The sequence below is a fragment of the Pseudomonas sp. C32 genome (assembly GCF_030417915.1).
Lineage (GTDB): Bacteria > Pseudomonadota > Gammaproteobacteria > Pseudomonadales > Pseudomonadaceae > Aquipseudomonas.
This window is the reverse complement of record NZ_JAUHUK010000007.1, coordinates 132,802-157,022: the sequence shown is the minus strand read 5'-3', so window position 1 is coordinate 157,022 and position 24,221 is coordinate 132,802. Positions and strand designations below refer to the sequence as shown.

Below are 24,221 nucleotides of genomic sequence, written 5' to 3'. Positions count from 1 at the left end.
GGAAAAGCTCAGAAGCCGGCGCTCTAAAGGAGCATTTACCGGCTATATGGCCTGGACCTGGAAAATAAGTGAGAATGCGGGCCAATGGCGGCCGGCAAATCGCGCCTATCATATCCAAGATTCGTCACTAGCTTAAGGCCCAAGGTGCAAATGAAACGATCTGCTTTCTTTATTTCCGATGGTACGGGCATTACTGCCGAAACCCTCGGCCAGAGTCTCCTGGCGCAGTTCGAAAACATTACCTTCAGCAAAGTCACGCGGCCGTACATCGACAACGTGGACAAAGCGCGGGCCATGGTACAACAAATCAACAAAGCCGCCGAAACCGACGGCTTCCGTCCGATTATCTTCGACACCATCGTCAATCAGGACATTCGTGAGATTCTCGCAACCTCGAATGGTTTCATGATCGACATTTTCTCGACATTCCTGGCACCACTTGAACAGGAACTGACCGAGCATTCTTCCTACACCGTCGGCAAGTCCCACTCCATTGGCGCCAATACCAATTACATGGAGCGTATCGAGGCCGTTAACTTCGCCCTCGACAACGACGATGGCGCCCGCACGCACTATTACGACAAGGCCGACCTGATCCTGGTCGGCGTGTCGCGCTGCGGCAAAACCCCGACGTGTCTGTACATGGCCATGCAATTCGGCATCCGCGCCGCCAACTACCCGCTGACCGAAGAAGACATGGAGCGCCTGCAACTGCCCAACGCCCTTCGCGCCCATCAGCACAAGCTGTTCGGCCTGACCATCGACCCTGACCGCCTCACTGCGATCCGCAACGAGCGCAAACCCAACAGCCGCTATTCGAGCTACGCCCAGTGCGAGTTCGAAGTGCGCGAGGTGGAAAACCTGTTCCGCCGCGAGAACATCCCGCACATCAACTCCACGCATTTTTCCGTGGAAGAAATCTCCGCGAAAATCCTTGTGGAAAAAGGTGTGGAGCGGCGGTTCAAGTAACTCTGTAGCGCCTGATCTATTGCCATCGCGGGCAAGCCCGCGATGAACGATGACGCGGTCTATCTAAATAACAAACAAATCCACAAACCGGTTCACCGGTGTCGCCTCAAGTGCCTGCTGATCCTTGCACAGCGCGAAAATCTCATCGCTGCGCTGCCCCGCGAATCGTGTCAGCAAGTTCGCCTTGAACTTGTCCTCCAGCAACGGGATCCCTTCAGCCCGACGTCGACGATGCCCGATCGGGTACTCCACCACCACATTTTCGGTACTCGAACCGTCCTTGAAAAACACCTGCACCGCATTGGCAATCGAGCGCTTGTCGGGCTCCAGATACTCGCGGGTGTAACGCGGTTCTTCGACGATAAGCATTTTCTCGCGCAGCACATCGATGATCGGATGCGCCTTGTGGAAATCGTCTTCGTAGTACTCCGCCACCAGGTTGCCAAAGGCCAGCGGCACAGCGGTCATGTACTGGATGCAGTGATCGCGGTCGGCGGCATTGGCCAGCGGACCGACCTTGGAAATGATGCGAATCGCCGACTCATGAGTGGTGATGACGATCCGGTCGATTTCGTGCAGCCGATTGCGCACTTGCGGATGCAGGGTCACTGCCGCTTCACAAGCGGTTTGCGCGTGAAACTCCGCCGGGAAGCTGATCTTGAACAGCACATTTTCCATCACATAACTGCCGTACGGCCGCGAGAAACTGAACCCGCGCTTGTCGTCAGGCTTGAGCGCCAGATCGCTATTGGTGTGGCTGAACAGCACGTCGTAAAAACCCCACTGCTTGGCACTCAATACGCCGGGTATACCCATCTCGCCTCGCATCGCCATGTCTGCCAGACGCACGCCCCGACTGGACGCATCACCTGCCGCCCAGGACTTTCGCGACCCGGCATTCGGCGCATGCCGATAGGTGCGCAATGCCTGACCATCAGCAAAAGCGTGGGACAACGCCGACAACAACTGCTCGCGATTGGCCCCCATCAGTTTGGCGGTGACCGCGGTTGAGGCGACCTTCACCAGGATGACGTGATCGAGGCCGACACGGTTGAACGAGTTTTCCAGCGCGATCACACCCTGAATCTCATGGGCCATGATCATCGCTTCAAGGACCGTGCGCATGGTCAACGGCGCCTCGCCATTGGCCAGCCGTTTTTGCGACAGATGGTCAGCCACCGCAAGAATGCCGCCGAGGTTATCCGACGGATGCCCCCACTCGGCCGCAAGCCAGGTGTCGTTGTAATCCAGCCAGCGCACGATGCAGCCGATGTCCCACGCAGCCTTGACCGGATCCAGCCGATAAGACGTGCCCGGAACCCGCGCCCCGAACGGTACAACAGTGCCTTCGACCACAGGTCCGAGATGCTTGGTGCACTCGGGAAAACGCAGGGCCAGCAGGCCGCAACCCAGGGTATCGATCAGGCAGTTGCGCGCGGTGTCCAGCGCTTGCACGGACTCGATCTTGTAGTTGAGAACATAGTCTGCAATGTCCTGCAGGACCTGGTCATAGTCGGGGCGGTTGTTGAGGTCGACGTTGGCGCTCATGTTCGATTCACTCTTTGAAGAGGGTCGTTGATGGGACCTCGGCTCAGGAATCTTGGTGTATCGCTGCTTTCTTGTTTTGAAATGCGATCCTTTGTAGGAGCCGGCTTGCTGGCGATGGCGATTTCAAGGACGCCATCGCCGGCAAGCCGGCTCCTACAGAGAGTGAATCAGAAGGAGTCGCCAGGCACACGCACATAACCTTCCATCAACACCCGCGCACTGCGGCTCATGATGGCTTTGTTCACGGTCCATTCGCCGTTCACCAGACTGGCCTCGGCGCCGACGCGCAGGGTGCCGGACGGATGGCCGAAGCGCACCGCGTTGCGTTCGGTGCCACCCGCCGCGAGGTTAACCAAGGTGCCGGTGATCGCTGCCGCCGTGCCGATGGCTACCGCTGCCGTGCCCATCATCGCGTGGTGCAACTTGCCCATCGACAATGCACGCACCAACAGGTCGACATCGCCCGCCGCAATGGCTTTGCCGCTGGACGAAACGTAGTCCGCCGGTTTGGCCACGAAGGCCACTTTCGGCGTGTGCTGCCGCTTGGCCGCTTCGTCGACGTTCGAGATCAGGCCCATACGCAATGCGCCGTAAGCACGAATGGTTTCGAACATCAGCAAGGCTTTCGGGTCGCCGTTAATGGCGCCTTGCAGCTCGGTGCCGTTGTAGCCGATGTCTTCGGCATTGACGAAAATCGTCGGAATGCCAGCGTTGATCAGGGTCGCCTTGAAGGTGCCGACGCCGGGTACTTCGAGGTCATCCACGAGGTTGCCGGTCGGGAACATCGAACCGCCACCGCCCTCTTCGTCCGCTGCCGGATCGAGGAATTCAACCTGTACTTCTGCAGCCGGAAAGGTCACGCCGTCGAGTTCGAAATCGCCGGTTTCCTGCACTTCACCGTTGGTGATCGGCACGTGGGCGATGATGGTCTTGCTGATATTGGCCTGCCACACGCGAACCACGGCCACGCCGTTGTGCGGGATGCGGCTGGCATCGACCAGGCCGTTGCTGACGGCGAACGAACCGACTGCCGCGGTCAGGTTGCCGCAGTTACCGCTCCAGTCCACGAAAGGCTTGTCGATGGAGACCTGACCGAACAGGTAGTCGACGTCGTGATCGGCCTGGGTGCTTTTCGACAGGATCACGGTTTTGCTGGTGCTGGAAGTCGCGCCGCCCATGCCGTCGATTTGCTTGTCGTACGGATCGGGGCTGCCGATCACGCGCAGCAGCAAAGCGTCGCGGGCCGGGCCTGGGACCTGTGCTGCTTCGGGCAAGTCTTTAAGGCTGAAGAACACGCCTTTGCTGGTGCCGCCGCGCATGTAGGTGGCGGGAATTTTGATCTGCGGTGCGTGAGCCATGGTGCTCGTTACTCCTAATCTAGAAACAGACATGGGACTTAAAGTCCCATGTCTGTGCAGCGTTTTAGACGGCAACCGCCGATTCTTCGAGGAAGTCCTGGGCGAAGCGTTGCAGCACGCCACCGGCTTCGTAGATCGACACTTCTTCAGCGGTGTCGAGGCGGCAGGTCACCGGCACATCGACGCGTTCGCCGTTCTTGCGATGGATCACCAGCGTCAGGTCGGCACGTGGAGTGCGGTCGCCGATCACGTCGTAGGTTTCGCTGCCATCGATAGCGAGGGTGTGACGGTTGGTGCCCGGCTTGAACTCCAGCGGCAACACGCCCATGCCCACCAGGTTGGTGCGGTGAATGCGCTCGAAACCTTCGGCGGCAATCGCTTCCACACCGGCCAGACGCACGCCTTTGGCGGCCCAGTCGCGGGACGAACCCTGACCGTAGTCGGCGCCGGCGATGATGATCAGCGGCTGCTTGCGATCCATGTAGGTTTCAATCGCTTCCCACATGCGCATCACTTTGCCTTCCGGCTCGACGCGGGCCAGCGAACCCTGCTTGACCTTGCCGTCTTCCAGAACCATTTCGTTGAACAGTTTCGGGTTGGCGAACGTCGCGCGCTGTGCGGTCAGGTGGTCACCACGGTGAGTCGCGTAAGAATTGAAGTCCTCTTCCGGCAGGCCCATTTTCGCCAGGTATTCGCCAGCAGCGCTGTCGAGCATGATGGCGTTGGACGGCGACAGGTGATCGGTGGTGATGTTGTCCGGCAGTACCGCCAGCGGGCGCATGCCCTTGAGCGGACGAGCGCCGGCCAGCGCACCTTCCCAGTACGGCGGACGGCGGATGTAGGTGCTCATTTCGCGCCAGTCGTACAGCGGCGCGACTTTCGGGCCGGTGTCTTCGTGGATGGCGAACATCGGGATGTACACCTGACGGAACTGCTCAGGTTTCACCGAGGCTTTCACCACCGAGTCGATTTCTTCGTCGCTCGGCCAGATGTCTTTCAGACGGATTTCCTTGCCGTCGACCACGCCCAGCACGTCTTTTTCGATGTCGAAACGGATGGTGCCGGCGATGGCGTAAGCAACAACCAATGGCGGCGAAGCCAGGAACGCTTGCTTGGCGTACGGGTGAATCCGGCCGTCGAAGTTACGGTTGCCGGACAACACGGCAGTGGCGTACAGGTCGCGGTCGATGATCTCTTGCTGGATCACTGGATCGAGTGCGCCCGACATGCCGTTGCACGTGGTGCAAGCGAAGGCCACGATGCCGAAACCGAGCTGGTCCAGCTCACTGGTCAGGCCAGCTTCGTCAAGGTACAGCGCGACGGTTTTCGAGCCCGGTGCGAGGGACGACTTGACCCATGGTTTGCGGGTCAGGCCAAGCCTGTTGGCATTGCGCGCCAGCAGGCCAGCGGCAATCACGTTGCGCGGGTTACTGGTGTTGGTGCAGCTGGTGATGGCGGCAATGATCACCGCGCCGTCCGGCATTTGACCCGGAACCTCGTCCCACTGACCGGAGATACCTTTGGCGGCCAGATCAGAAACCGCTACGCGAGCGTGCGGATTGCTCGGGCCGGCCATGTTGCGCACAACAGAAGACAGATCGAATGTCAGGCCGCGCTCATATTGCGCACCCTTGAGGCTGTCAGCCCACAGACCGGTCTGCTTGGCGTAGTTCTCGACCAGCTGCACCTGCTCGTCTTCACGGCCGGTGAGTTTGAGGTAGTCGATGGTCTGCTGGTCGATGTAGAACATCGCCGCGGTGGCGCCGTATTCCGGGGCCATGTTGGAGATGGTCGCACGGTCGCCGAGGGTCAGCGCGGAGGCGCCTTCACCGAAGAACTCCAGCCATGCGCCAACCACTTTTTGCTTGCGCAGGAACTCGGTCAGCGCCAGCACCATGTCGGTGGCGGTGATGCCCGGTTGCAGTTTGCCGGTCAGCTCGACGCCGACGCTTTCTGGCAAACGCATCCACGAGGCACGGCCGAGCATGACGCTTTCGGCTTCCAGGCCACCGACACCGATGGCGATCACGCCCAGCGCATCGACGTGCGGGGTGTGGCTGTCGGTACCGACGCAGGTGTCAGGGAACGCGACGCCGTCACGTACCTGGATCACCGGAGACATTTTCTCCAGGTTGATCTGGTGCATGATGCCGTTGCCTGGCGGGATCACGTCGACGTTCTTGAACGCTTTCTTGGTCCAGTTGATGAAGTGGAAACGGTCTTCGTTACGACGGTCTTCGATGGCGCGGTTCTTTTCGAACGCTTCCGGATCGAAGCCACCGCGCTCGACGGCCAGGGAGTGGTCGACGATCAGTTGGGTCGGCACGACCGGGTTCACTTGCGCCGGATCACCGCCCTGCAGGGCGATGGCGTCACGCAGACCGGCCAGGTCGACCAGTGCGGTCTGGCCGAGAATGTCGTGGCACACCACGCGGGCCGGGAACCACGGGAAGTCGAGGTCGCGCTTGCGTTCGATGAATTGCTTCAGGGATTCGGTGAGCGTGGCCGGGTCGCAGCGACGCACAAGGTTTTCCGCCAGCACGCGAGAGGTGTAAGGCAGGGTGTCATAGGCGCCGGGCTGAATCGCCTCGACTGCCGCACGGACGTCGAAGTAATCCAGTTTGCTGCCGGGCAGCGATTTGCGGAATTCTGTGTTCATCGGTCAGGACTCGGTCACGGTAGATACAAAGGGTGGGGCCTGGCACAGGGTTCGAATTGAAACCGACCTCTGTAGGAGCCGGCTTGCTGGCGATCGCGTCGGGTCAGGCAACGAAAATGTTGAATGACAAATCGCAATCGCTGGCAAGCCAGCTCCTACAGGGTCACCGGTTCATTCAGTGACCTGTGCAGGCATTCCCACCATTCAGCGTTGTTCGATTGGCACGAACTTGCGCTGTTCGACGCCGGTGTATTCGGCGCTTGGACGGATGATGCGGTTGTTGGCACGCTGTTCGTACACGTGCGCCGCCCAGCCGGTCAGGCGCGAGCAGACGAAAATCGGTGTGAACAACTTGGTCGGAATGCCCATGAAGTGGTACGCCGAGGCATGGTAGAAGTCGGCGTTCGGGAACAGTTTCTTTTGCTCCCACATGGTCTTGTCGATGGCTTCGGAGACCGGGAACAACACTTTGTCGCCCACTTCGTCAGCGAGTTTTTTCGACCAGCCCTTGATCACTTCATTGCGCGGATCGTTGTCCTTATAGATCGCATGACCGAAGCCCATGATCTTGTCCTTGCGCTCGAGCATGCCGAGGGTGCCTTCGATCGCCGCTTCCGGCGAGCTGAAGCGCTCGATCATTTCCATCGCCGCTTCGTTGGCGCCGCCATGCAGCGGACCGCGCAGCGAACCGATGGCCGCAGTGATGCAGGAATACAGGTCGGACAGGGTCGATGCGCAAACACGAGCGGTGAAGGTCGATGCGTTGAACTCGTGCTCTGCGTACAGGATCAGCGAAACGTTCATCACCTTGACGTGCAACTCGCTCGGCTTCTTGCCGTGCAGCAGGTGCAGGAAGTGACCGCCGATGGACTGCTCGTCGCTCACGCATTCGATGCGCTTGCCTTCATGGCTGAAGCGATACCAGTAGGTCATGATCGCCGGGAATGCAGCCAGCAGGCGGTCAGTCTTGTCGTGCTGCTCGGAGAAGTTGTTCTCCGGCTCCAGGTTGCCCAGGAACGAGCAGCCGGTGCGCATCACGTCCATCGGGTGGGCGTCGGCGGGGATGCGTTCCAGCACTTCTTTCAACGCTTGCGGCAGGTCACGGAGCTTGCTCAGCTTGGCAACGTAGGCGGCCAGTTGCGCTTTGCTCGGCAGTTCGCCGTACAGCAGCAGGTAAGCGACTTCTTCAAACTGCGCGTCAGCCGCCAGTTCACGAACGTCATAACCACGATAGGTCAGACCGGCACCCGACTGGCCCACGGTGGACAGTGCGGTTTGCCCGGCAACCTGGCCACGGAGCCCGGCGCCACTGAGTACTTTTGCTTCGGCCATTGCTGTCTCCAATCTTGAATTTATTAGGGAATCGGCAAAATTTGATTCATCAGGTCTATCGCGTATTGCCGAAGAGATCGCAGCCTCGTTTCACTCGACAGCTCCTACAGGAGAAAGAGGTCGGTGCAGGAGCTGCCGAAGGCTGCGATCTTTAGATCATTACTTCTTCGCGGCGAACAACGCATCGAGCTTCTGCTCGAAGGTGTGGTAGTCGATGCGATCGTAGAGCTCCATGCGGGTCTGCATGGTGTCGATGACATTCGCCTGGGTGCCATCGCGGCGCAGCGCGTTGTAGACGTTTTCTGCGGCTTTGTTCATGGCGCGGAAAGCCGACAGCGGGTACAGCACCAGCGATACATCGGCCCCGGCCAGTTGCTCGGTGGTGTACAGCGGCGTCGCGCCGAATTCGGTGATGTTAGCCAGGATCGGCGCTTTCACGCGGCTGGCGAACAGCTTGTACATGTCCAGCTCGGTGATGGCTTCCGGGAAAATCATGTCGGCGCCGGCTTCGATGCAGGCAGCGGCACGATCCAGGGCAGACTCCAGACCTTCCACCGCCAGGGCGTCGGTACGGGCCATGATCACGAAGCTGTCATCGGTACGGGCATCGACGGCGGCCTTGATACGGTCGACCATTTCCTGCTGGGTCACGATCTCTTTATTAGGACGGTGGCCGCAGCGCTTGGCGCCGACCTGGTCTTCGATGTGAATCGCCGCTGCGCCGAACTTGATCATCGACTTCACGGTGCGAGCCACGTTGAAGGCCGACGAACCGAAACCGGTGTCCACGTCCACCAACAATGGCAGATCGCAGACGTCGGTGATGCGACGCACGTCGGTCAGCACGTCATCCAGACCGGTGATGCCCAGGTCCGGCAGGCCGAGGGAGCCAGCAGCCACCCCGCCACCCGACAGGTAGATCGCCTTGAAACCGGCGCGCTTGGCCAACAGCGCGTGGTTGGCGTTGATCGCGCCGACCACTTGCAATGGATGCTCGCTGGCGACCGCATCGCGGAAACGCTGGCCTGGAGTGCTCTTGTTCAAACTCATGACTCACCTCGTTTGGCTGTCGGGTTAGCGCCGTCCTGGTAATGACGGGCGATGTTGCGTTTGGAGGCGCCGATGTGACGGCGCATCAACAACTCGGCCAGTTCACCGTCACGGTCGGCGATGGCATCGAGAATTCGGTGGTGCTCGGCAAACGCCTGGTGTGGGCGATTGGGCGTGGTGGAGAACTGGATGCGGTACATGCGCACCAGTTGATACAGCTCGCCGCAGAGCATTTGGGTCAGCGTGCGGTTGCCGCTGCCCTGGATGATTCGGTAGTGGAAGTCGAAATCGCCTTCCTGCTGGTAGTAGCCGACACCGGCCTGAAACGCCGCATCGCGCTCGTGGGTTTCCAGCACCCGACGCAATTCGTCGATTTCTTCTACGCTCATACGCTCGGCAGCCAGACGGCAGGCCATGCCTTCAAGGGACTCGCGGATTTCGTAGAGTTCGACCAGTTCGGCATGGTTAAGCGACACCACTCGCGCCCCGACATGCGGAACACGTACCAGCAGGCGCTGGCCTTCCAGACGGTGAATGGCTTCGCGCAGCGGTCCACGGCTGATGCCGTAGGTGCGCGCCAGTTCCGGTTCGGAGATTTTGCTGCCCGGGGCGATATCGCCTTTGACGATGGCCGCTTGAATGCGGCGGAAGACGTTCTCGGAAAGCGTCTCCGTATCGTCTTGCGTGAACACCGGGGGATCGAGTTGATCCAGCATGATTGTCGACACCTTGTAAGCCAGTGCCGCAAAAATTAGCGAATACAGGGCGCCGAGTCAAAGGTTAAATCGATATTGTCGACAATCTTCTGATAACCGGTTGCTTCATAATGAAGCAGCCTGACGATTTTTAGCTGTCGGCCAGCGCTGGCACCATAAAACCACCGTGCTAGAATGCCGCCCGATTTGTTTGTCACATCTGCACGGCCTGTCATAAAACCCTGACAGGCATACGAAGGAGCTTGCGCAGCGATGCCAGGGCCCTGAATCGAAGTACGGACCGCTGCGCACCAGGATTTATGAGACTCAAGCCCTTCCCCACATTCCTTTATTTCCTTTGCCTGCCCGGCTTTGCGCTGGCAGGGGAAAAGACCGTGTATGGCCTCAACGAATACGCTTCCCTTAATGGCATCGACCTGGAAGTGGCCGCCAAACTCGACACCGGCGCCAAAACCGCTTCTTTAAGTGCACGAGACATCAAACGTTTCAAACGCAATGGCGAGTCATGGGTACGGTTTTACCTGGCCATCGACGCCGCCCATTCGCACCCGATTGAACGGCCACTGGCCCGTGTCAGCAAGATCAAGCGCCGGGCCGGCGACTACGACCCGGAAGAAGGCAAGAAGTACACGGCCCGCCCTGTCATTGAGCTGGATATCTGCATGGGCTCGGCTTTGCGCAGTATAGAAGTGAACCTTACTGACCGAAGTGCTTTCCAATACCCGCTCTTGATCGGCTCCGAAGCCCTCAAACGATTCGATGCGCTGGTCGACCCCAGCCTTAAATATGCTGCCGGCAAACCCGCCTGCACCACCGACGCTCATACCGCAGAGTAATTCCAATGCGCTCTCTTACCCTTCATCTGAAACTGCTGATCGCCATCCTGGTGGTGCTGGGCATTTCAGTTACGGCCTATCAGATCTTCGTGCTGGGCATTCCGGTGACCGAAGACGCCACCGACGACCTGTGGAACATCGACGCCAAAGTCGAGTTCGTCGCCAGTGCCAAGGACCCGGTCAAGATCCAGATGTTCGTGCCGCCCCTGAGCCGCGACTTCGTCAGCCTTAATGAAAGCTTCATTTCCAACAATTACGGCGTGGCGGTGAACCGGGTCGACGGCAACCGCAAGGTCACCTGGTCGGCGCGCCGGGCCAAGGGCAACCAGACCCTGTATTACCGTTTGGTGCTGACCAAGCGCTATTCCGGCGAGAAACTCAAAGTAAAAGGCCCGACGTTCCGTGACAGCATGGTCATCGAAGGCCCGGAAAAAATCGCCGCCGAAGCCCTGCTCGCGCCGATCCGCCAGCACTCGGCCGACGTCGAGACCTTCATCGGCGAAGCCATCAAACGTGTCAACAATCTCGGCGACGACAACGTGAAACTGCTGCTGGCCGGTGATCCGTCCACGCCGCACAAGGCGAAAATCGTCGAATTGCTGCTGTCCATCGCCCACGTGCCGGTGGAAAAAGTCCACACCATTCGCCTGGTAGCGGACCAGCCGCAAGTACCGGAGCTGTGGCTGCGCAGTTTCAACGGCACCGACTGGCTGTACTTCAACCCGGAAACCGGCGAACAAGGCCTGCCAACCGACCGCCTGCTGTGGTGGACCGGCGACGAAAACCTGATCACCGTCGACGGCGGCAAGAAAGCCAGCGTGACCTTCAGCCTGAACAACAGCGAAATGAACGCCATTCGCCTAGCCAAGCTGACCGATGAAAACACCGACGCCAACTTCCTTGAATACTCGCTGTACGGCCTGCCGCTGCAAACCCAGCAGACCTTCATGATCATGGTGATGATCCCGATTGGCGTGCTGGTGATCCTGATCCTGCGCAACCTGATCGGCCTGCAAACACTGGGCACGTTTACTCCGGTGCTGATCGCCCTGGCGTTCCGCGAGACCCAGCTGGGCTTCGGCATTGTGCTGTTCACGATCATTACCGCATTGGGCCTGTCCCTGCGCTCCTATCTCGAACACTTGAAGTTGCAGATGCTGCCGAGACTGTCGGTGGTGCTGACCTTCGTGGTGGTGTTGATTGCGGCCATCAGCCTGTTCAGCCACAAGCTTGGCCTGGAGCGCGGGTTGTCGGTGGCGCTGTTCCCGATGGTGATTCTGACCATGACCATCGAACGCCTGTCGATCACCTGGGAAGAACGCGGCGCCAGCCATGCGATGAAAGTGGCCATCGGCACGCTGTTCGCAGCGTCCCTCGCGCACTTGATCATGAGCGTGCCGGAGCTGGTGTACTTCGTCTTCACCTTCCCGGCGATCCTGCTGATCCTGGTGGGTTTCATGCTGGCGATGGGGCGTTATCGCGGCTACCGCCTGACCGAACTGGTGCGTTTCAAGGCCTTCCTGAAAAAGGCTGACGCTTGATGTTCGGCTTCTGGAAGACCTGGAAGGCCCTGGAAGCCCGGGGCATCATGGGCATCAACCGGCGCAACGCGGACTACGTGCTCAAGTACAACAAGCGCAGCCTGTACCCGATTGTCGATGACAAGATCATCACCAAGGAGCGCGCCATCGCGGCTGGCATTCATGTGCCGGAGCTGTATGGCGTGATTTCCACCGAGAAGGAAATCGACAACCTCGACAAGATCATCGGCGGGCGCAACGACTTCGTCATCAAACCGGCCCAGGGCGCTGGCGGCGACGGCATTCTGGTGATTGCCGACCGCTTCGAGGGCCGCTATCGCACGGTGTCCGGCAAGATCATCAGCCACGAGGAAATCGAGCATCAGATTTCCAGCATCCTGACCGGCCTGTACTCCCTCGGCGGGCACCGCGACCGGGCGCTGATCGAATATCGCGTCACCCCGGACCAGATCTTCAAGAGCATCAGCTACGAAGGCGTGCCGGACATCCGCATCATTGTGCTCATGGGTTACCCGGTGATGGCCATGCTGCGCTTGCCGACCCGTCAGTCCGGCGGCAAGGCCAACCTGCACCAGGGCGCCATCGGTGTCGGCGTCGACCTGGCGACAGGCTTGACCCTGCGCGGCACCTGGTTGAACAACATCATCACCAAACACCCGGACACCACCAACGCGGTAGACGGCGTGCAACTGCCCTACTGGGACGGTTTCATGAAACTCGCCGCCGGTTGTTATGAGCTGTGCGGGCTGGGTTACATCGGTGTCGACATGGTGCTGGACCAGGAAAAAGGCCCACTGATCCTGGAGCTCAATGCCCGGCCGGGCTTGAATATCCAGATTGCCAACGATTGCGGACTGACGTTGCGCACCCATGCGGTCGAAGCGCGGCTGGAAGAGCTCAAGGCTCGCGGCGTGATTGAAACCGTTGAAGAGCGCGTGGCGTTTGTGCAGGAAATGTTTGGGCATATTCCGCCGGTCGAGGGCTGACTTATGGCACTTTGTGGCGAGGGAGCTTGCTCCCTCGCCACAGGTGTCACACTCACCGCTACTGATCTGCCAATCCCCGACATCCCCTCTAGGAGCAATTCCCCGAGGGGACTACAATCGCCACCCCGCCTCGATGGCTGATCTTCCCCGCCCATGTTGACCTGTTCCGTACACCCGCTGCCCTATCGCACCAACCCCGCCCAATACTTCGCGGCGATCCGCCATGCCCCCGGCGCCGTGCTGCTCGACAGCGGCCGGCCGAGCGCCAACCGTGGCCGCTATGACCTGCTCAGTGCCTGGCCGCTGGAGCAATTGGCGGTAGCGTCTGACGAAAGTGGCAGCGATTTCCTGCAACGCCTGCGCGCTAACCTGACACGGCTGGGTGAAGCGTCGATTTCGGCACCTTATGAACTGCCGTTTGCGGGTGGTTTGATCGGCTACCTGAGTTACGACTTCGGCCGACATCTGGAAAACCTGCCGAGTCAGGCGTCGGACGACCTGCAATTGCCCGATGCACGTTTCGGCCTCTATGACTGGGCGCTGATCAGCGATCACCAGCAGAAAAGTAGCCAACTGGTGTTTCACCCGACCCTGACCGACAGCGAGCGCCAACGCTTGATCGCGCTGTTCAGTCAACCGGCGTCTGAGCCGGTAGGGCCTTTCAAACTGCAAACCCCGATGATTGCCGACCTGAACGCTGGCGAGTATCGCCAGGCGATCGAGCGCATTCAGCAATACATCCAGGCCGGCGACTGTTATCAAGTCAATTTCGCCCAGCGTTTCCGTGCGCCCTGCCAGGGCGATCCATGGGTGGCTTATTGCGCGTTGCGGGCGGCGTGCCCGACACCGTTTTCCGGTTTTCAGAGCCTGCCCGACGGCGGTGCTGTGCTGAGTTTGTCGCCGGAGCGCTTCGTCAAAGTCAGCGAGCGTCACGTTGAAACCCGCCCGATCAAAGGCACGCGCCCCCGAGGCCTCACACCCGCCGAAGACGCGGCGAACGCCGCCGAACTCCTGGCCAGCCCCAAGGATCGCGCGGAAAACCTGATGATCGTCGACTTGCTGCGCAACGATCTTGGGCGCACCTGCCGCACCGGTTCGGTTCGGGTGCCGGAGTTGTTCAGCCTGGAAAGCTATCCGAACGTGCATCACCTGGTAAGCAGCGTGACCGGCGAACTGGCGGATGAGCGCGATGCCCTGGACCTGATCGCCGGCAGCTTCCCCGGCGGCTCAATCACCGGCGCACCGAAGATTCGCGCCATGCAAATCATCGACGAGCTGGAACCCACCCGACGCGGACTGTATTGCGGTTCGTTGTTGTATCTCGATGTGCGGGGCGAGATGGACAGCTCCATCGCCATTCGCAGTTTGCTGGTCAAGGATGGGCAGGTATGTTGCTGGGGCGGTGGCGGGATTGTGGCCGACTCCGAGTGGCAGGCCGAATATCAGGAATCGATCACCAAGGTGAAAGTGCTGCTCGATACCCTGCAAAACCTTTGAAGCATCGCCGGCAAGCCGGCTCCTACAAGGATCGCGTGCCTCGCATCGATCTTGTAGGAGCTGGCTTGCCAGCGAAAGCGTCAGTCCGGCCGATTAAAGACTCAAGGTCCGATTCGAAGCCTTGATGAACTCCTGCTTCAACGCTTCAAATGTATGCACCGCCGGGAACTGCGGGAACTCGGCAATCACGTTGTCCGGCGCATGGAACAGAATCCCCGCATCCGCTTCACCGAGCATGGTGGTGTCGTTGTAGGAATCGCCCGCCGCAATCACGCGGTAGTAAAGGCTCTTGAACGCCAGGACCGACTGACGCTTGGGATCTTTCTGACGCAACTGATAGCTCGTTACCCGCCCGGTGTCATCCGTAATCAGACGATGGCAAAGCAAGGTCGGGAAGCCCAGTTGGCGCATCAAAGGCTGCGAGAACTCATAGAAGGTGTCCGACAGAATCACCACCTGGAAGCGCTCACGCAGCCAGTCGACGAACTCGATGGCGCCGTCCAGCGGCTTGAGCGTGGCGATCACTTCCTGAATGTCCGAGAGCTTCAGGCCGTGTTCGTCAAGGATCCGCAGGCGCTGCTTCATCAGCACGTCATAGTCGGGAATATCCCGGGTGGTGGCCCTGAGGGATTCGATCCCGGTTTTTTCGGCGAAGGCGATCCAGATTTCCGGGACCAGTACACCTTCAAGATCCAGACAGGCAATTTCCACAAGACACTCCCATTTGTATTGATTATTGAGTCGAGCGAGCAAAAAGACTGCCGAACTCTAGCGATTCGGGCCTGCCTGCGCAACGCAGAGGGTGCCCCGATCAGCGCAGCTTTTTGTTAACATCGGCCCATATAGAGCGCCCAGCGCCACCGACCTGTAGGAAGCCGCCCTGATGAGCCCATCGTTCGACGTCGTGGAACTCGCCACGACCTATGCCAATAAATCCGCCCAGGACATTCTGAAACTGGCTTTTGCCGAGTTTGGCGATGAGCTGTGGATCTCCTTCAGCGGCGCTGAGGATGTGGTCCTGGTGGACATGGCCTGGAAGCTGAACAAGAACGTCAAGGTGTTCAGCCTAGACACCGGTCGCCTGCACCCGGAGACCTACCGCTTCATTGATCAAGTGCGCGAGCACTACAAGATCGACATCGAACTGGTGTCGCCGGACCACACCAAACTCGAACCGTTTGTGAAGGAAAAAGGCCTGTTCAGTTTCTATAAGGACGGTCATGGCGAATGCTGCGGTATCCGCAAGATCGAGCCGCTGCGCCGTAAGCTGTCTGGCGTGAAGGCCTGGGCCACCGGCCAGCGCCGGGACCAGAGCCCGGGCACCCGCAGCGCCGTCGCGGTGATGGAAATTGACACCGCGTTCTCCACCCCGGAGTGCACCCTGTACAAATTCAATCCACTGGCACAAATGACCAGCGAAGAAATCTGGGGTTACATCCGCATGCTGGAGTTGCCGTACAACAGCCTGCACGAACGCGGCTTCATCAGCATCGGTTGCGAGCCTTGCACCCGCCCTGTGCTGCCGAACCAGCACGAGCGCGAAGGTCGCTGGTGGTGGGAAGAAGCCACGCAGAAAGAATGTGGGTTGCATGCCGGGAACATCATCAGCAAGGGCTGACCCCGATTCAACTTCGGTCTCGAGTGCTGCTCAAGCAGCACTAAATCGCTGTGCCAACCCTTGCTCGGCAAACTGCTCGATGATGAAGTCGACGAACGCTCGAGTCTTGCCCGGCAGCAGTTTGTGCTCGGCGTAATAGATCGAAATGTTGCCGTCATCGATGTACCAGTCCGGCAACACACGCTGCAATGTGCCCGCCTCCAGATAATTCACCGCGAACGGCATGCTCACCAGCGCAACCCCCAAACCCTGGGCCGCCGTCGCGCAAGCCGCATCCGAATCACTCATGGTCATTCGCGCCTTGAGCATCAATGGCCGGCAGTGCTGGGGGCTGCGTCCGCTCAACTGCCAGGAACGCACTCGACCGGTCTGGGGCGACCGGATGAGGATGCCATCGTGGTGTTGCAGATCATCGGGCTCCCTGATCGTTTCGCGCCGCGCAAGATAATCGGCAGATGCCAGCAACACCCGATGCGCCGGTGCCAGCTTGCGCGCCACGACCCCCTGGGGTAATTCAAATCCGCCACCAATCGCCGCGTCGAACCCTTGGGCGATCAGGTCAACCTGACGATTATCAAAATGCCAGTCCGGGTTGATCGCCGGATATCGCTGCAGAAACTCACCGAGCATCGGCACGACATACAACCGCCCGAACACCGTGCCCATGCTGACTTTCAAGGTGCCCGCCGGGAGACCTTCGGCGCTGGCCAAATTGGCCACGGCGTTCTGAATAGTCGTCAGGCTGGCGCTGACCTGACTCAAAAACAACTGGCCAGCCTCAGTCAAGGTGAGGTTGCGGGTGCTGCGCTGAAACAACCGCACCCCCAGATTCGCTTCAAGTTTGGCCACGCTCTTGCCCACCGCCGCCGGTGTCAGGCTCAAGCGTCGCGCGGCTTCGGCGAAACTGCCGACTTCGGCGCTGCGCACAAAGCATTCAATACTGCTGAAGGTTTCCATGACACACCACTATAAACTTATGGTTTACACAGACTATAGCAATTACCGTCTACACAGCCTGTAATCCTCAATCGATACTAGGCTCCATCAACCGGGACATCTCGCCTCGGGACTTTGGAGATCGACATGACTACTCAGAACCTCAGCGGCAAAGTGGCATTGATTCAAGGTGGTTCCCGCGGTATCGGCGCCGCCATCGTCAAACGCCTGGCCGCTGAAGGCGCGATCGTTGCCTTCACCTACGTCAGCTCCACGACCAAGGCCGAGGAACTGCAAAACAGCATCACCGCCCAAGGCGGCAAAGCCCTGGCAATCAAGGCTGACAGCGCCGACGCCGAGGCCATCCGCAGCGCGGTGAATGCGACGGTGGAAGCTTTCGGACGACTGGATATCCTGGTCAACAACGCGGGGGTTCTGGCCGTCGCACCGCTGGCCGATTTCAAACTCGAAGACTTCGACCAGACCTTGGCGATCAACGTGCGCAGCGTGTTCATCGCCACTCAAGCCGCCGCACAGCACATGACCGAAGGCGGCCGCATCATCAACATCGGCAGCACCAACGCCGATCGCATGCCCTTCGCCGGTGGCGGCCCGTACGCCATGAGCAAGTCGGCGCTGGTCGGCCTGACCAAAGGCCTGGCCCGTGACCTCGGCCCGCAAGGCATTACCATCAACAACGTGCAACCGGGCCCGGTCGACACCGACATGAACCCTGCCCACGGCGACTTCGCTGACAGCTTGATCCCGTTGATGGCGGTGGGCCGTTACGGCAAAGCCGAGGAAATCGCCAGCTTCGTCGCCTATCTTGTTGGACCGGAGGCTGGCTACATCACCGGGGCAAGCCTGACCATCGACGGTGGTTTTGGCGCCTGATGAGTTAAACGAAAAACCAATGTGGGAGCGGCTTGCTCGCTCCCACATTTTCTGTTGTCAGCCCCATTCCAGTGCCGGCAAACCACAAGCACCGGGCTCGAACGCTTTTAACGTACGAAGAATGCCATCCGCGTGTGCGTATTTTTCGTCAGCCATCGCCGCATCCGGAATCGCAATCGCCGCCATCCCCGCCGCTTTCGCCGCTGTGACACCAAAAGGCGAATCCTCGAACACCAGGCAATCCCCGGGGGCAACCCCCAACCGCCGCGCCGCCGTCAGGAAGATATCCGGTGCCGGTTTCGCTGCGCCCACTTCCGGGTCATCCGCCGTGACAATGAAATCGAACAGCGCAAACCAGTCGCGGTGCAAGGTGGTTTTCTGGCCGAACGACTGGCTCGTCGAACTGGTGCCCACCGCGATTGGGATGTTGTTGGCCTTCAGATGCCGCACCAGTTCCTGTGCGCCAGGCATTGCCTGCGCTGTAGGAAAACGCTCGCGCATCAGAGGTTCGCGGATCACCAGAAACTCTTGCGCGGTAATCGGCAGGTCCAGCGCTTCAACCACATAACGCGCCAGATCACCCGCGCCGCGCCCGATGATGTTCTGCTTGATGCTCCAGTCGAAGGTTCGGCCATACCGCGCAGCGATGATCGACGTGACTTCGGTGTAGATGCCCTCAGTATCGAGCAGCAAACCGTCCATATCAAAAATCACAGCTTTGATCGGGCCGATTGCTTTCAGCGTTGCATTCATCGCGTCTGATCCGTTTTCAAAGGCATCCCGGGATGGATAACTGGAACGGGGGCCGGGCTGATTAAAGGTTTCAGCAGCATAACGAGCGTCGCAGGCGCAGAGCAATGAAATCCCGATCGCTGTCGAGCGGATCGCTGCGAAATAGCGATTCCCCCTACATCAAACACCTCCTTTCCTGACTTCTTTCCTCGTTGATCCCCCGCAGAGTTTGGCGCCCCACATTCCGCCAAACGAAAGACTGCCCATGCTCGCCCCTGACAAGCTGCTGGCCCTGAACAACACCATTGGCTTGCTCGTGGTCGCCGCCATGAACCCCGAGCGGCCGAACTTTGAAGCCCTGCTCGGGGAATTCCGCCTGTGCCTCAACGATTACGAGGCCTGGGCGGAAAGCTTCTGGACCGGTCGGGTGCTGGATGTCGAGCAGGTGTTTACGGTCGGCAACGAAGTACGTCTCAGCGCCCCTAAAAATTCCACCACGCCCGTCAGCTCAACCGTCGCCAGCTGCCCCGCCAGCGGCCCGTTGACCTTGGTGCATATGTTTGAATCCGCGCGCTTCGTGCCGATCGGCAACACGCCGGTGATGCTCGAACCGCTGCTCAACGAAGGTCAGGGTGAACCGCAGTACGGTGAGCCGATTCACGAAACCATCGGCCCCAGCGGCATCCTCGAAATCCCCCGCTGTTGGCGCGGCCAGCGTTATCGAATCACGTTCTTTCCTAACGTCACCACCGACCACGTCAAAGCGCTGTACGCCTCCTATCAGGGCGTTATCGGTGAACTCGAAGGCTGGTTACGCAACGAGTGGAGCGCTGAGTTCGAGCCCTTGTGGGCGGAGTTTTCCGCAGCGGGCTTCGCAGAGCGTTATCGCACGCTGCAACAGGCTGACTGGCGTGGTTTCGAACTGTCGCTGCACGGTTTGTGGGATGACGTGAAGCAGGTTTATGCCCTGATCGAAGACCTGCAAGCGAACAGCGAAAAGCTCCTTGAGTACCTGACTGAAGCCGAACTGGAAACGTTGCTGAGCGCTTCGTCCGAGGCCATCGCCAACCTGTTGCTGGTGCTGAGCGATGAGCCGTTGATGTTCATCTATGTGGCCGCGTTTACCAGTTGGTTGAAGCTGCTGCCACCGCAGTACATCGCCGAGGTTGTGGCGCAAGTTCGCACGGAACTGCTGGTCGCTTTCCTGCTGATGTGTCTGACCGGTCCGATGGGTCTGAAGATCCGCTTGAGCGCCAAGGTGCTCAACAAGATCAAATCCGGGCGCGCTCGCCAATGGCTGGCAGCGGCAAGCCTGCGCCTGGCCGAGCTGACATCGCGGTCTGACCTGGCGGCCCACGCCGGTGCGCTCAAGCCATTGATGGTCAATGCCCGGAATGCGCCGTTGAAACCGGCGCCTGCGGTTCCATTGTTGATCTCCGCTGCCAACTCACCGGTGCTGGAGGTGCCGAACCCGGTCGCCATGGCGCGCAAAAAGTCCGCCCCCAGCACCCGCCTCGGACGTCACGAACAGCGGGACGACGCCCCGAAACAGGCCACCAACCCCAACGGCGACAGCGCCGACACCGTCGATAACACCGCCACCAACAAATGCCCGGTGTCGATGGTCACCGGCGAAGAACTGCTGACCCTCACCGACGGTACGCTCGACGGCATTTTGCCGTTCGACTTCACCCGCCTCTATCGCACCAGCGCCGTCGAACTCGACAGCGGTCTGGGTTTTGGCTGGAGCCATTCCCTGGCCCAGCGCCTGGAAATCGACGGCGACCAGGTGATCTGGATCGACCCGGAAAACCGCCGCACGCCGTTTCCGCGACCGAGCGTCGAACGCCCGGTGATCCACAACAGCCTGTCGCGGGCGGCGATCTATCTGGGTGAAGTGGCGGACGAACTGATCCTCGCCCTGGCCGGCGACACGCCGCGTTTCTACCACTTCCGCGACGGCCGCCTGAGCGCAATCAGCGACGCCTACGGCAACCGGCTGAGCGTGTCCCGCGACCGTCTGGATCGTCTGCAACGTCTCGACAACGGCGCCGGTCGTGCGCTGTTGCTGCGTTACGACCGGCGGCACCTGATCGCCGTCGACTATCAAGTGCGGCAACGCGCCAGCACCGAAGAACACGCCTGGCGCACCGAACAGACCCTGGTCAGTTACCGCTACGACGCCTGCCAGCGCCTGATCGAAGCCAGCAACGCCGCGGGCGAAAGCGAGCGTTATGACTACGACGAGCAGCACGTCATCCTGCAACGGCAACTGGCCGGGGGCGCGAGTTTTTTCTGGGAGTGGGAGCGCACCGGCAAGGCGGCACGCTGCATCCGCCACTGGGCCTCGTTTGCGCAGATGGAGGCGCGTTACACCTGGGATGACCACGGCCAGGTCACGGTGCACAACAGTGACGGCAGTGAAGAGCTTTACCAACACGATGAGCGGGCGCGGCTGGTGCGTCAGGTCGGGCTCGACGGCGGCGAACAGCACAAGGCCTACGACGCACAGGGCCGCTTGATCGCCGAGCAGGACGCCCTCGGCGCCGTCACCGAATACCGCTACGACGAAGTCGGACGGCTGATCGCGCTGATTCCGCCGCTGGATGAACCGACGTCCTACGAATACCGCGACGGCTTCCTCCACGCCCGTTATCGCGGGCAGGCGACGTGGACATACGAGCGCAATGCCCAGGGCGACATCTGCGCTGTCACCGATCCGGACGGGCAGATCACCCGCTATTTCTACGACCAGCAAGGGCGGCTGCTGACGATTCGCTACCCGGACCGCAGCGGCCATCAATTCGTCTGGAACGACCTCGGGCAACTGCTTGAAGAAACCCTGCCGGACGGCAGTCAGCGGCGTTTTTCCTACGACGTCCTGGGACGCCGGATTACCCAAACGGACGCCCACGGCGCACTGACCCGTTACGAGTGGGACGCCGTCGGCCGCCTGCTGCAACTGACCCTGCCCAACGGCGCCCACCGCGCCTACAGCTACAACGCCTACGGCAAGGTCACCGCCGAACGCGACGAACTCGGGCGCATCATCCGCTACGAGTACGCCGACGACCTGCATCTGGTCAGCCGCCGCCTCAACCCCGACGGCACGCAGCTCAATTACCGCTACGACCACGCGCAGCTGCTGCTCACCGAGATCGAGAACGAGTCCGGCGAGCGCTATCGCCTGGACTACACGGCGGGCGGATTGATCCGACAGGAAACCGGCTTCGATGGGCGGCGCACCGCGTATGCCTACGACCGCAACGGCCAGTTGCTGGAGAAAACCGAGTTTGGCGATGACGGGTCTACGTTGGTTACGGCGTACGAGCGGGACAGCGCCGGGCGCCTGCTGCTCAAGACCCTGCCCGACGGCATTGAGGTCCGTTACCGCTATGACAACCTCGGACGGCTGCTCAGCGTCGACGACGGCCACGACCACCCGCTGGAATTCGAGTACGACCGCCAGGACCGCTTGATCACCGAGCACCAGGGCTGGGGCACCCTGCGTTACGCCTATGACAGCTGCGGCCGGCTCCAGCGTTTGCGCCTGCCGGACGCCAGCGTGCTCGAATATCGGCACGGCCAGGACGGTGCGCTGACGGCGATCGACCTCAACGGTTCACGGTTGACCGCACACAGCTTTAGCCAAGGTCGCGAACAGCAGCGCCAGCAAGGCCTGCTGCTCAGCGAATACGCCTACGACGATCAAGGCCGTTTGCAGGCGCATGCTGTCAGCCAGAACCGCCAATCGCTGTACCGCCGCGATTATGCCTACAGCGCCAACGGCAACCTCGACGCCCTGTCCGACACGCGCCACGGCCAGCGCCGTTACCAGTACGACCCGCTCGACCGCCTGACCAGCGTGCGCCACACCCGCGCACAACCGCCGGAAAACTTCACCCACGACCCGGCCGGCAACCTGCTGATCCACGACCGCCCCGGCCCGACGGCGTTCGACGGCAATCGCCTGCTTCGCAACGGCGACAGCCACTACGACTACGACGCCTTCGGCAACCTGATCCGCGAACGCCGCGGCACAACGCCGACGTCAGTCACGGCATACGCCTACGACAGCCAGCACCGTCTGATCCGCCACACCGCCGCCGACGGCCGCGAAACGTCCTACCGCTACGACGCCTTCGGCCGCCGCATCCAGAAAACCGTCGACGGCCAGACCACCCAGTTTTTCTGGCAAGGCGACCAGCTCGTCGCCGAAAGCGGCCCGAAGCACTACCGCAGCTACGTCTACGAACCCGGCACCTTCCGCCCGCTGGCCCTGCTCGACGGCAAAGGCCCGAAAAAAGCCTGCCCGTTCTACTACCAACTCGACCACCTCGGCACCCCGCAAGAACTCACCGCCTACAGCGGCGAAATCGTCTGGTCGGCGCAATACAACGCCTACGGCAAGGTCCGCCAACTGAGCCACGGCGGCGGCGAACAACTGGAACAACCGCTGCGTTTTCAGGGGCAGTACTTCGACGCGGAAAGCGGCCTGCACTACAACCGGCATCGGTATTACCACCCGGACATCGGGCGTTATCTGACGCCGGATCCGTTGAAACTGGCGGGTGGGTTGAATTCGTATCAGTACACGCGGAACCCGACGGGGTGGGTGGATCCGTTGGGGTTGGCTGAATGTCCGGGGGGGGATGGGTGCAAAAAGCCGTCGATTGGGGAGCATGATCCGGCGGGGAAGGCGAAGGTGGATGAGGGAGCACCCAATGCGCCCTATTCAAAACCTAAAAATCGATATCTTTACCGAGGAGACTCACGGGAACCCTGGGAGATTTTTGACGTTGGATTTGAACCACTCGGAGAGAGTATGGATGTTTATTTACACGCACGAGACAACCGAAATCCTCCAAGCTTTTTTGTCAGTACGTCGACTTCAGAAACACAAGCAATAAACTTTGCAACCGGGCAAGGATTTGAAGATGGATTCGTCTATACAATAAAAAATATTCGCGGGATAGATGTAAATAAAAAACTCGGCATTCTTTCGCCTCATAGAAGAGAAGTCGAGATAGCGATGCCAGGAGGCATAGATAGCAAAGATATTCTAGGCGCCTCTCCCGTTAACGCTGATGGTAGCTACAAGGGTTACTCAATACCTAATCCAAACAGGAAATGGCCATGAAGATTATTGAAATACCGACAAGCACAAATGGGATTACTCAGAAAATCTTTATTGAATGTGATCGGCAAAAGCGAACGATCGGATTAGTGATGGAGGACGGCTCAAAAAAAATCTATGCAGCACATGACTTGTATGAATGCCTCGGACTATTACGAGCCGACTTTTCAGAAACGAAATTCTTCTGTAAAGGAGCGAAGCTCAATGTCTACCCATCAAGAATGGCATCACAAATGTCTGCTGGTATAGTGGCTTATGAACTTACGTTAGGCCAAACATCTGAACCGGAAGATATAGTCAACATTTTCGACTATGAAGAAACAGACATTACAAACGACATTCAAGAGCAAAGGGAATTTTATAAGCAATGGATTGACTCCTTTCCAAAGCAACCGGAGGTATGAATTGATTC

The 24,221-nt window shown here is 59.8% G+C and carries 18 protein-coding genes; 9 read left to right on the top strand and 9 right to left on the bottom strand.

Features of this window, described 5'->3' with window-relative positions; all coding sequences use genetic code 11:
* Positions 1–150: 150 nt before the first annotated feature.
* Entirely contained in the window at positions 151–969 is an 819-nt protein-coding gene (locus tag QYH43_RS10405) for a pyruvate, water dikinase regulatory protein (RefSeq protein ID WP_095059380.1), read from the top strand.
* A 63-nt stretch (positions 970–1,032) separates the two neighbouring features.
* On the opposite strand, the gene prpD is transcribed toward QYH43_RS10405, so the two are convergent.
* The 6 genes from prpD to QYH43_RS10375 all read right to left on the bottom strand — a co-directional run bounded on the left by prpD (position 1,033) and on the right by QYH43_RS10375 (position 9,632).
* On the bottom strand, positions 1,033–2,517 hold the full coding sequence (gene prpD, locus QYH43_RS10400; protein WP_095059379.1) for a 2-methylcitrate dehydratase: 1,485 nt from the start codon (positions 2,515–2,517) through the stop codon (positions 1,033–1,035).
* A gap of 167 nt (positions 2,518–2,684) precedes the next feature.
* Positions 2,685–3,875 (bottom strand): 2-methylaconitate cis-trans isomerase PrpF, encoded by a 1,191-nt coding sequence (gene prpF / locus QYH43_RS10395; protein WP_301157017.1) that lies wholly within the window; start codon positions 3,873–3,875, stop codon positions 2,685–2,687.
* Between the two features lie 64 nt (positions 3,876–3,939).
* Positions 3,940–6,534 (bottom strand): Fe/S-dependent 2-methylisocitrate dehydratase AcnD, encoded by a 2,595-nt coding sequence (gene acnD / locus QYH43_RS10390; protein ID WP_095059377.1) that lies wholly within the window; start codon positions 6,532–6,534, stop codon positions 3,940–3,942.
* A gap of 204 nt (positions 6,535–6,738) precedes the next feature.
* The gene (gene prpC / locus QYH43_RS10385) at positions 6,739–7,866 is read right to left on the bottom strand and encodes a 2-methylcitrate synthase (protein WP_053157390.1); all 1,128 of its coding nucleotides are present in this window, start codon (positions 7,864–7,866) and stop codon (positions 6,739–6,741) included.
* A gap of 159 nt (positions 7,867–8,025) precedes the next feature.
* Positions 8,026–8,916 carry a methylisocitrate lyase gene (prpB, locus tag QYH43_RS10380; protein WP_053157387.1) on the bottom strand — a complete coding sequence of 297 codons (891 nt, stop codon included), beginning with the start codon at positions 8,914–8,916 and terminating at the stop codon, positions 8,026–8,028.
* Positions 8,913–9,632: a GntR family transcriptional regulator gene (locus tag QYH43_RS10375; protein ID WP_095059376.1), complete on the bottom strand. Its 720-nt coding sequence runs from the start codon at positions 9,630–9,632 to the stop codon at positions 8,913–8,915. Before QYH43_RS10375 ends, prpB begins: the two co-directional genes overlap by 4 nt.
* 299 nt (positions 9,633–9,931) lie before the next feature.
* On the opposite strand from QYH43_RS10375, the gene QYH43_RS10370 reads away from it, so the two are divergent.
* The 4 genes from QYH43_RS10370 to pabB all read left to right on the top strand — a co-directional run bounded on the left by QYH43_RS10370 (position 9,932) and on the right by pabB (position 14,492).
* Complete coding sequence (locus QYH43_RS10370) at positions 9,932–10,468, top strand: ATP-dependent zinc protease (protein WP_301157016.1); 537 nt, start codon at positions 9,932–9,934, stop codon at positions 10,466–10,468.
* A 5-nt stretch (positions 10,469–10,473) separates the two neighbouring features.
* Positions 10,474–12,009 (top strand): inactive transglutaminase family protein, encoded by a 1,536-nt coding sequence (locus QYH43_RS10365; protein ID WP_095059374.1) that lies wholly within the window; start codon positions 10,474–10,476, stop codon positions 12,007–12,009.
* Positions 12,009–12,995, top strand: a complete 987-nt coding sequence (locus QYH43_RS10360) for an alpha-L-glutamate ligase-like protein (protein ID WP_095059373.1) — start codon at positions 12,009–12,011, stop codon at positions 12,993–12,995. Before QYH43_RS10365 ends, QYH43_RS10360 begins: the two co-directional genes overlap by 1 nt.
* Before the next feature lie 153 nt (positions 12,996–13,148).
* Entirely contained in the window at positions 13,149–14,492 is a 1,344-nt protein-coding gene (gene pabB, locus QYH43_RS10355; RefSeq protein WP_301157015.1) for an aminodeoxychorismate synthase component I, read from the top strand.
* Between the two features lie 93 nt (positions 14,493–14,585).
* Here pabB and thrH read toward each other — a convergent pair whose 3' ends face one another.
* Positions 14,586–15,203, bottom strand: coding sequence for a bifunctional phosphoserine phosphatase/homoserine phosphotransferase ThrH (gene thrH, locus QYH43_RS10350; RefSeq protein WP_095059371.1), 618 nt, complete (start codon positions 15,201–15,203; stop codon positions 14,586–14,588).
* Between the two features lie 172 nt (positions 15,204–15,375).
* On the opposite strand from thrH, the gene QYH43_RS10345 reads away from it, so the two are divergent.
* Positions 15,376–16,110: a phosphoadenylyl-sulfate reductase gene (locus QYH43_RS10345; protein WP_301157014.1), complete on the top strand. Its 735-nt coding sequence runs from the start codon at positions 15,376–15,378 to the stop codon at positions 16,108–16,110.
* Positions 16,111–16,140: 30 nt separating this feature from the next.
* Here the strand turns inward: QYH43_RS10345 and QYH43_RS10340 are convergent, their stop codons facing one another.
* On the bottom strand, positions 16,141–17,067 hold the full coding sequence (locus QYH43_RS10340) for a LysR family transcriptional regulator (protein ID WP_095152705.1): 927 nt from the start codon (positions 17,065–17,067) through the stop codon (positions 16,141–16,143).
* 126 nt (positions 17,068–17,193) lie between these two features.
* Here QYH43_RS10340 and QYH43_RS10335 point away from each other — a divergent pair, with 126 nt between their 5' ends.
* Positions 17,194–17,940 (top strand): 3-oxoacyl-ACP reductase family protein, encoded by a 747-nt coding sequence (locus tag QYH43_RS10335; RefSeq protein WP_301157013.1) that lies wholly within the window; start codon positions 17,194–17,196, stop codon positions 17,938–17,940.
* Between the two features lie 57 nt (positions 17,941–17,997).
* On the opposite strand, the gene QYH43_RS10330 is transcribed toward QYH43_RS10335, so the two are convergent.
* Positions 17,998–18,693 carry an HAD-IA family hydrolase gene (locus QYH43_RS10330; protein ID WP_095059364.1) on the bottom strand — a complete coding sequence of 232 codons (696 nt, stop codon included), beginning with the start codon at positions 18,691–18,693 and terminating at the stop codon, positions 17,998–18,000.
* A 244-nt stretch (positions 18,694–18,937) separates the two neighbouring features.
* Here QYH43_RS10330 and QYH43_RS26910 point away from each other — a divergent pair, with 244 nt between their 5' ends.
* Both QYH43_RS26910 and QYH43_RS10310 read left to right on the top strand, forming a co-directional pair.
* A complete protein-coding gene (locus QYH43_RS26910) occupies positions 18,938–23,812 on the top strand; it encodes an RHS repeat-associated core domain-containing protein (protein ID WP_367316890.1) in 4,875 nt (1,624 codons plus the stop codon).
* A complete protein-coding gene (locus QYH43_RS10310) occupies positions 23,809–24,213 on the top strand; it encodes a hypothetical protein (RefSeq protein ID WP_095059135.1) in 405 nt (134 codons plus the stop codon). The genes QYH43_RS26910 and QYH43_RS10310 overlap by 4 nt, the downstream gene beginning before the upstream one ends.
* Positions 24,214–24,221 lie beyond the last annotated feature (8 nt).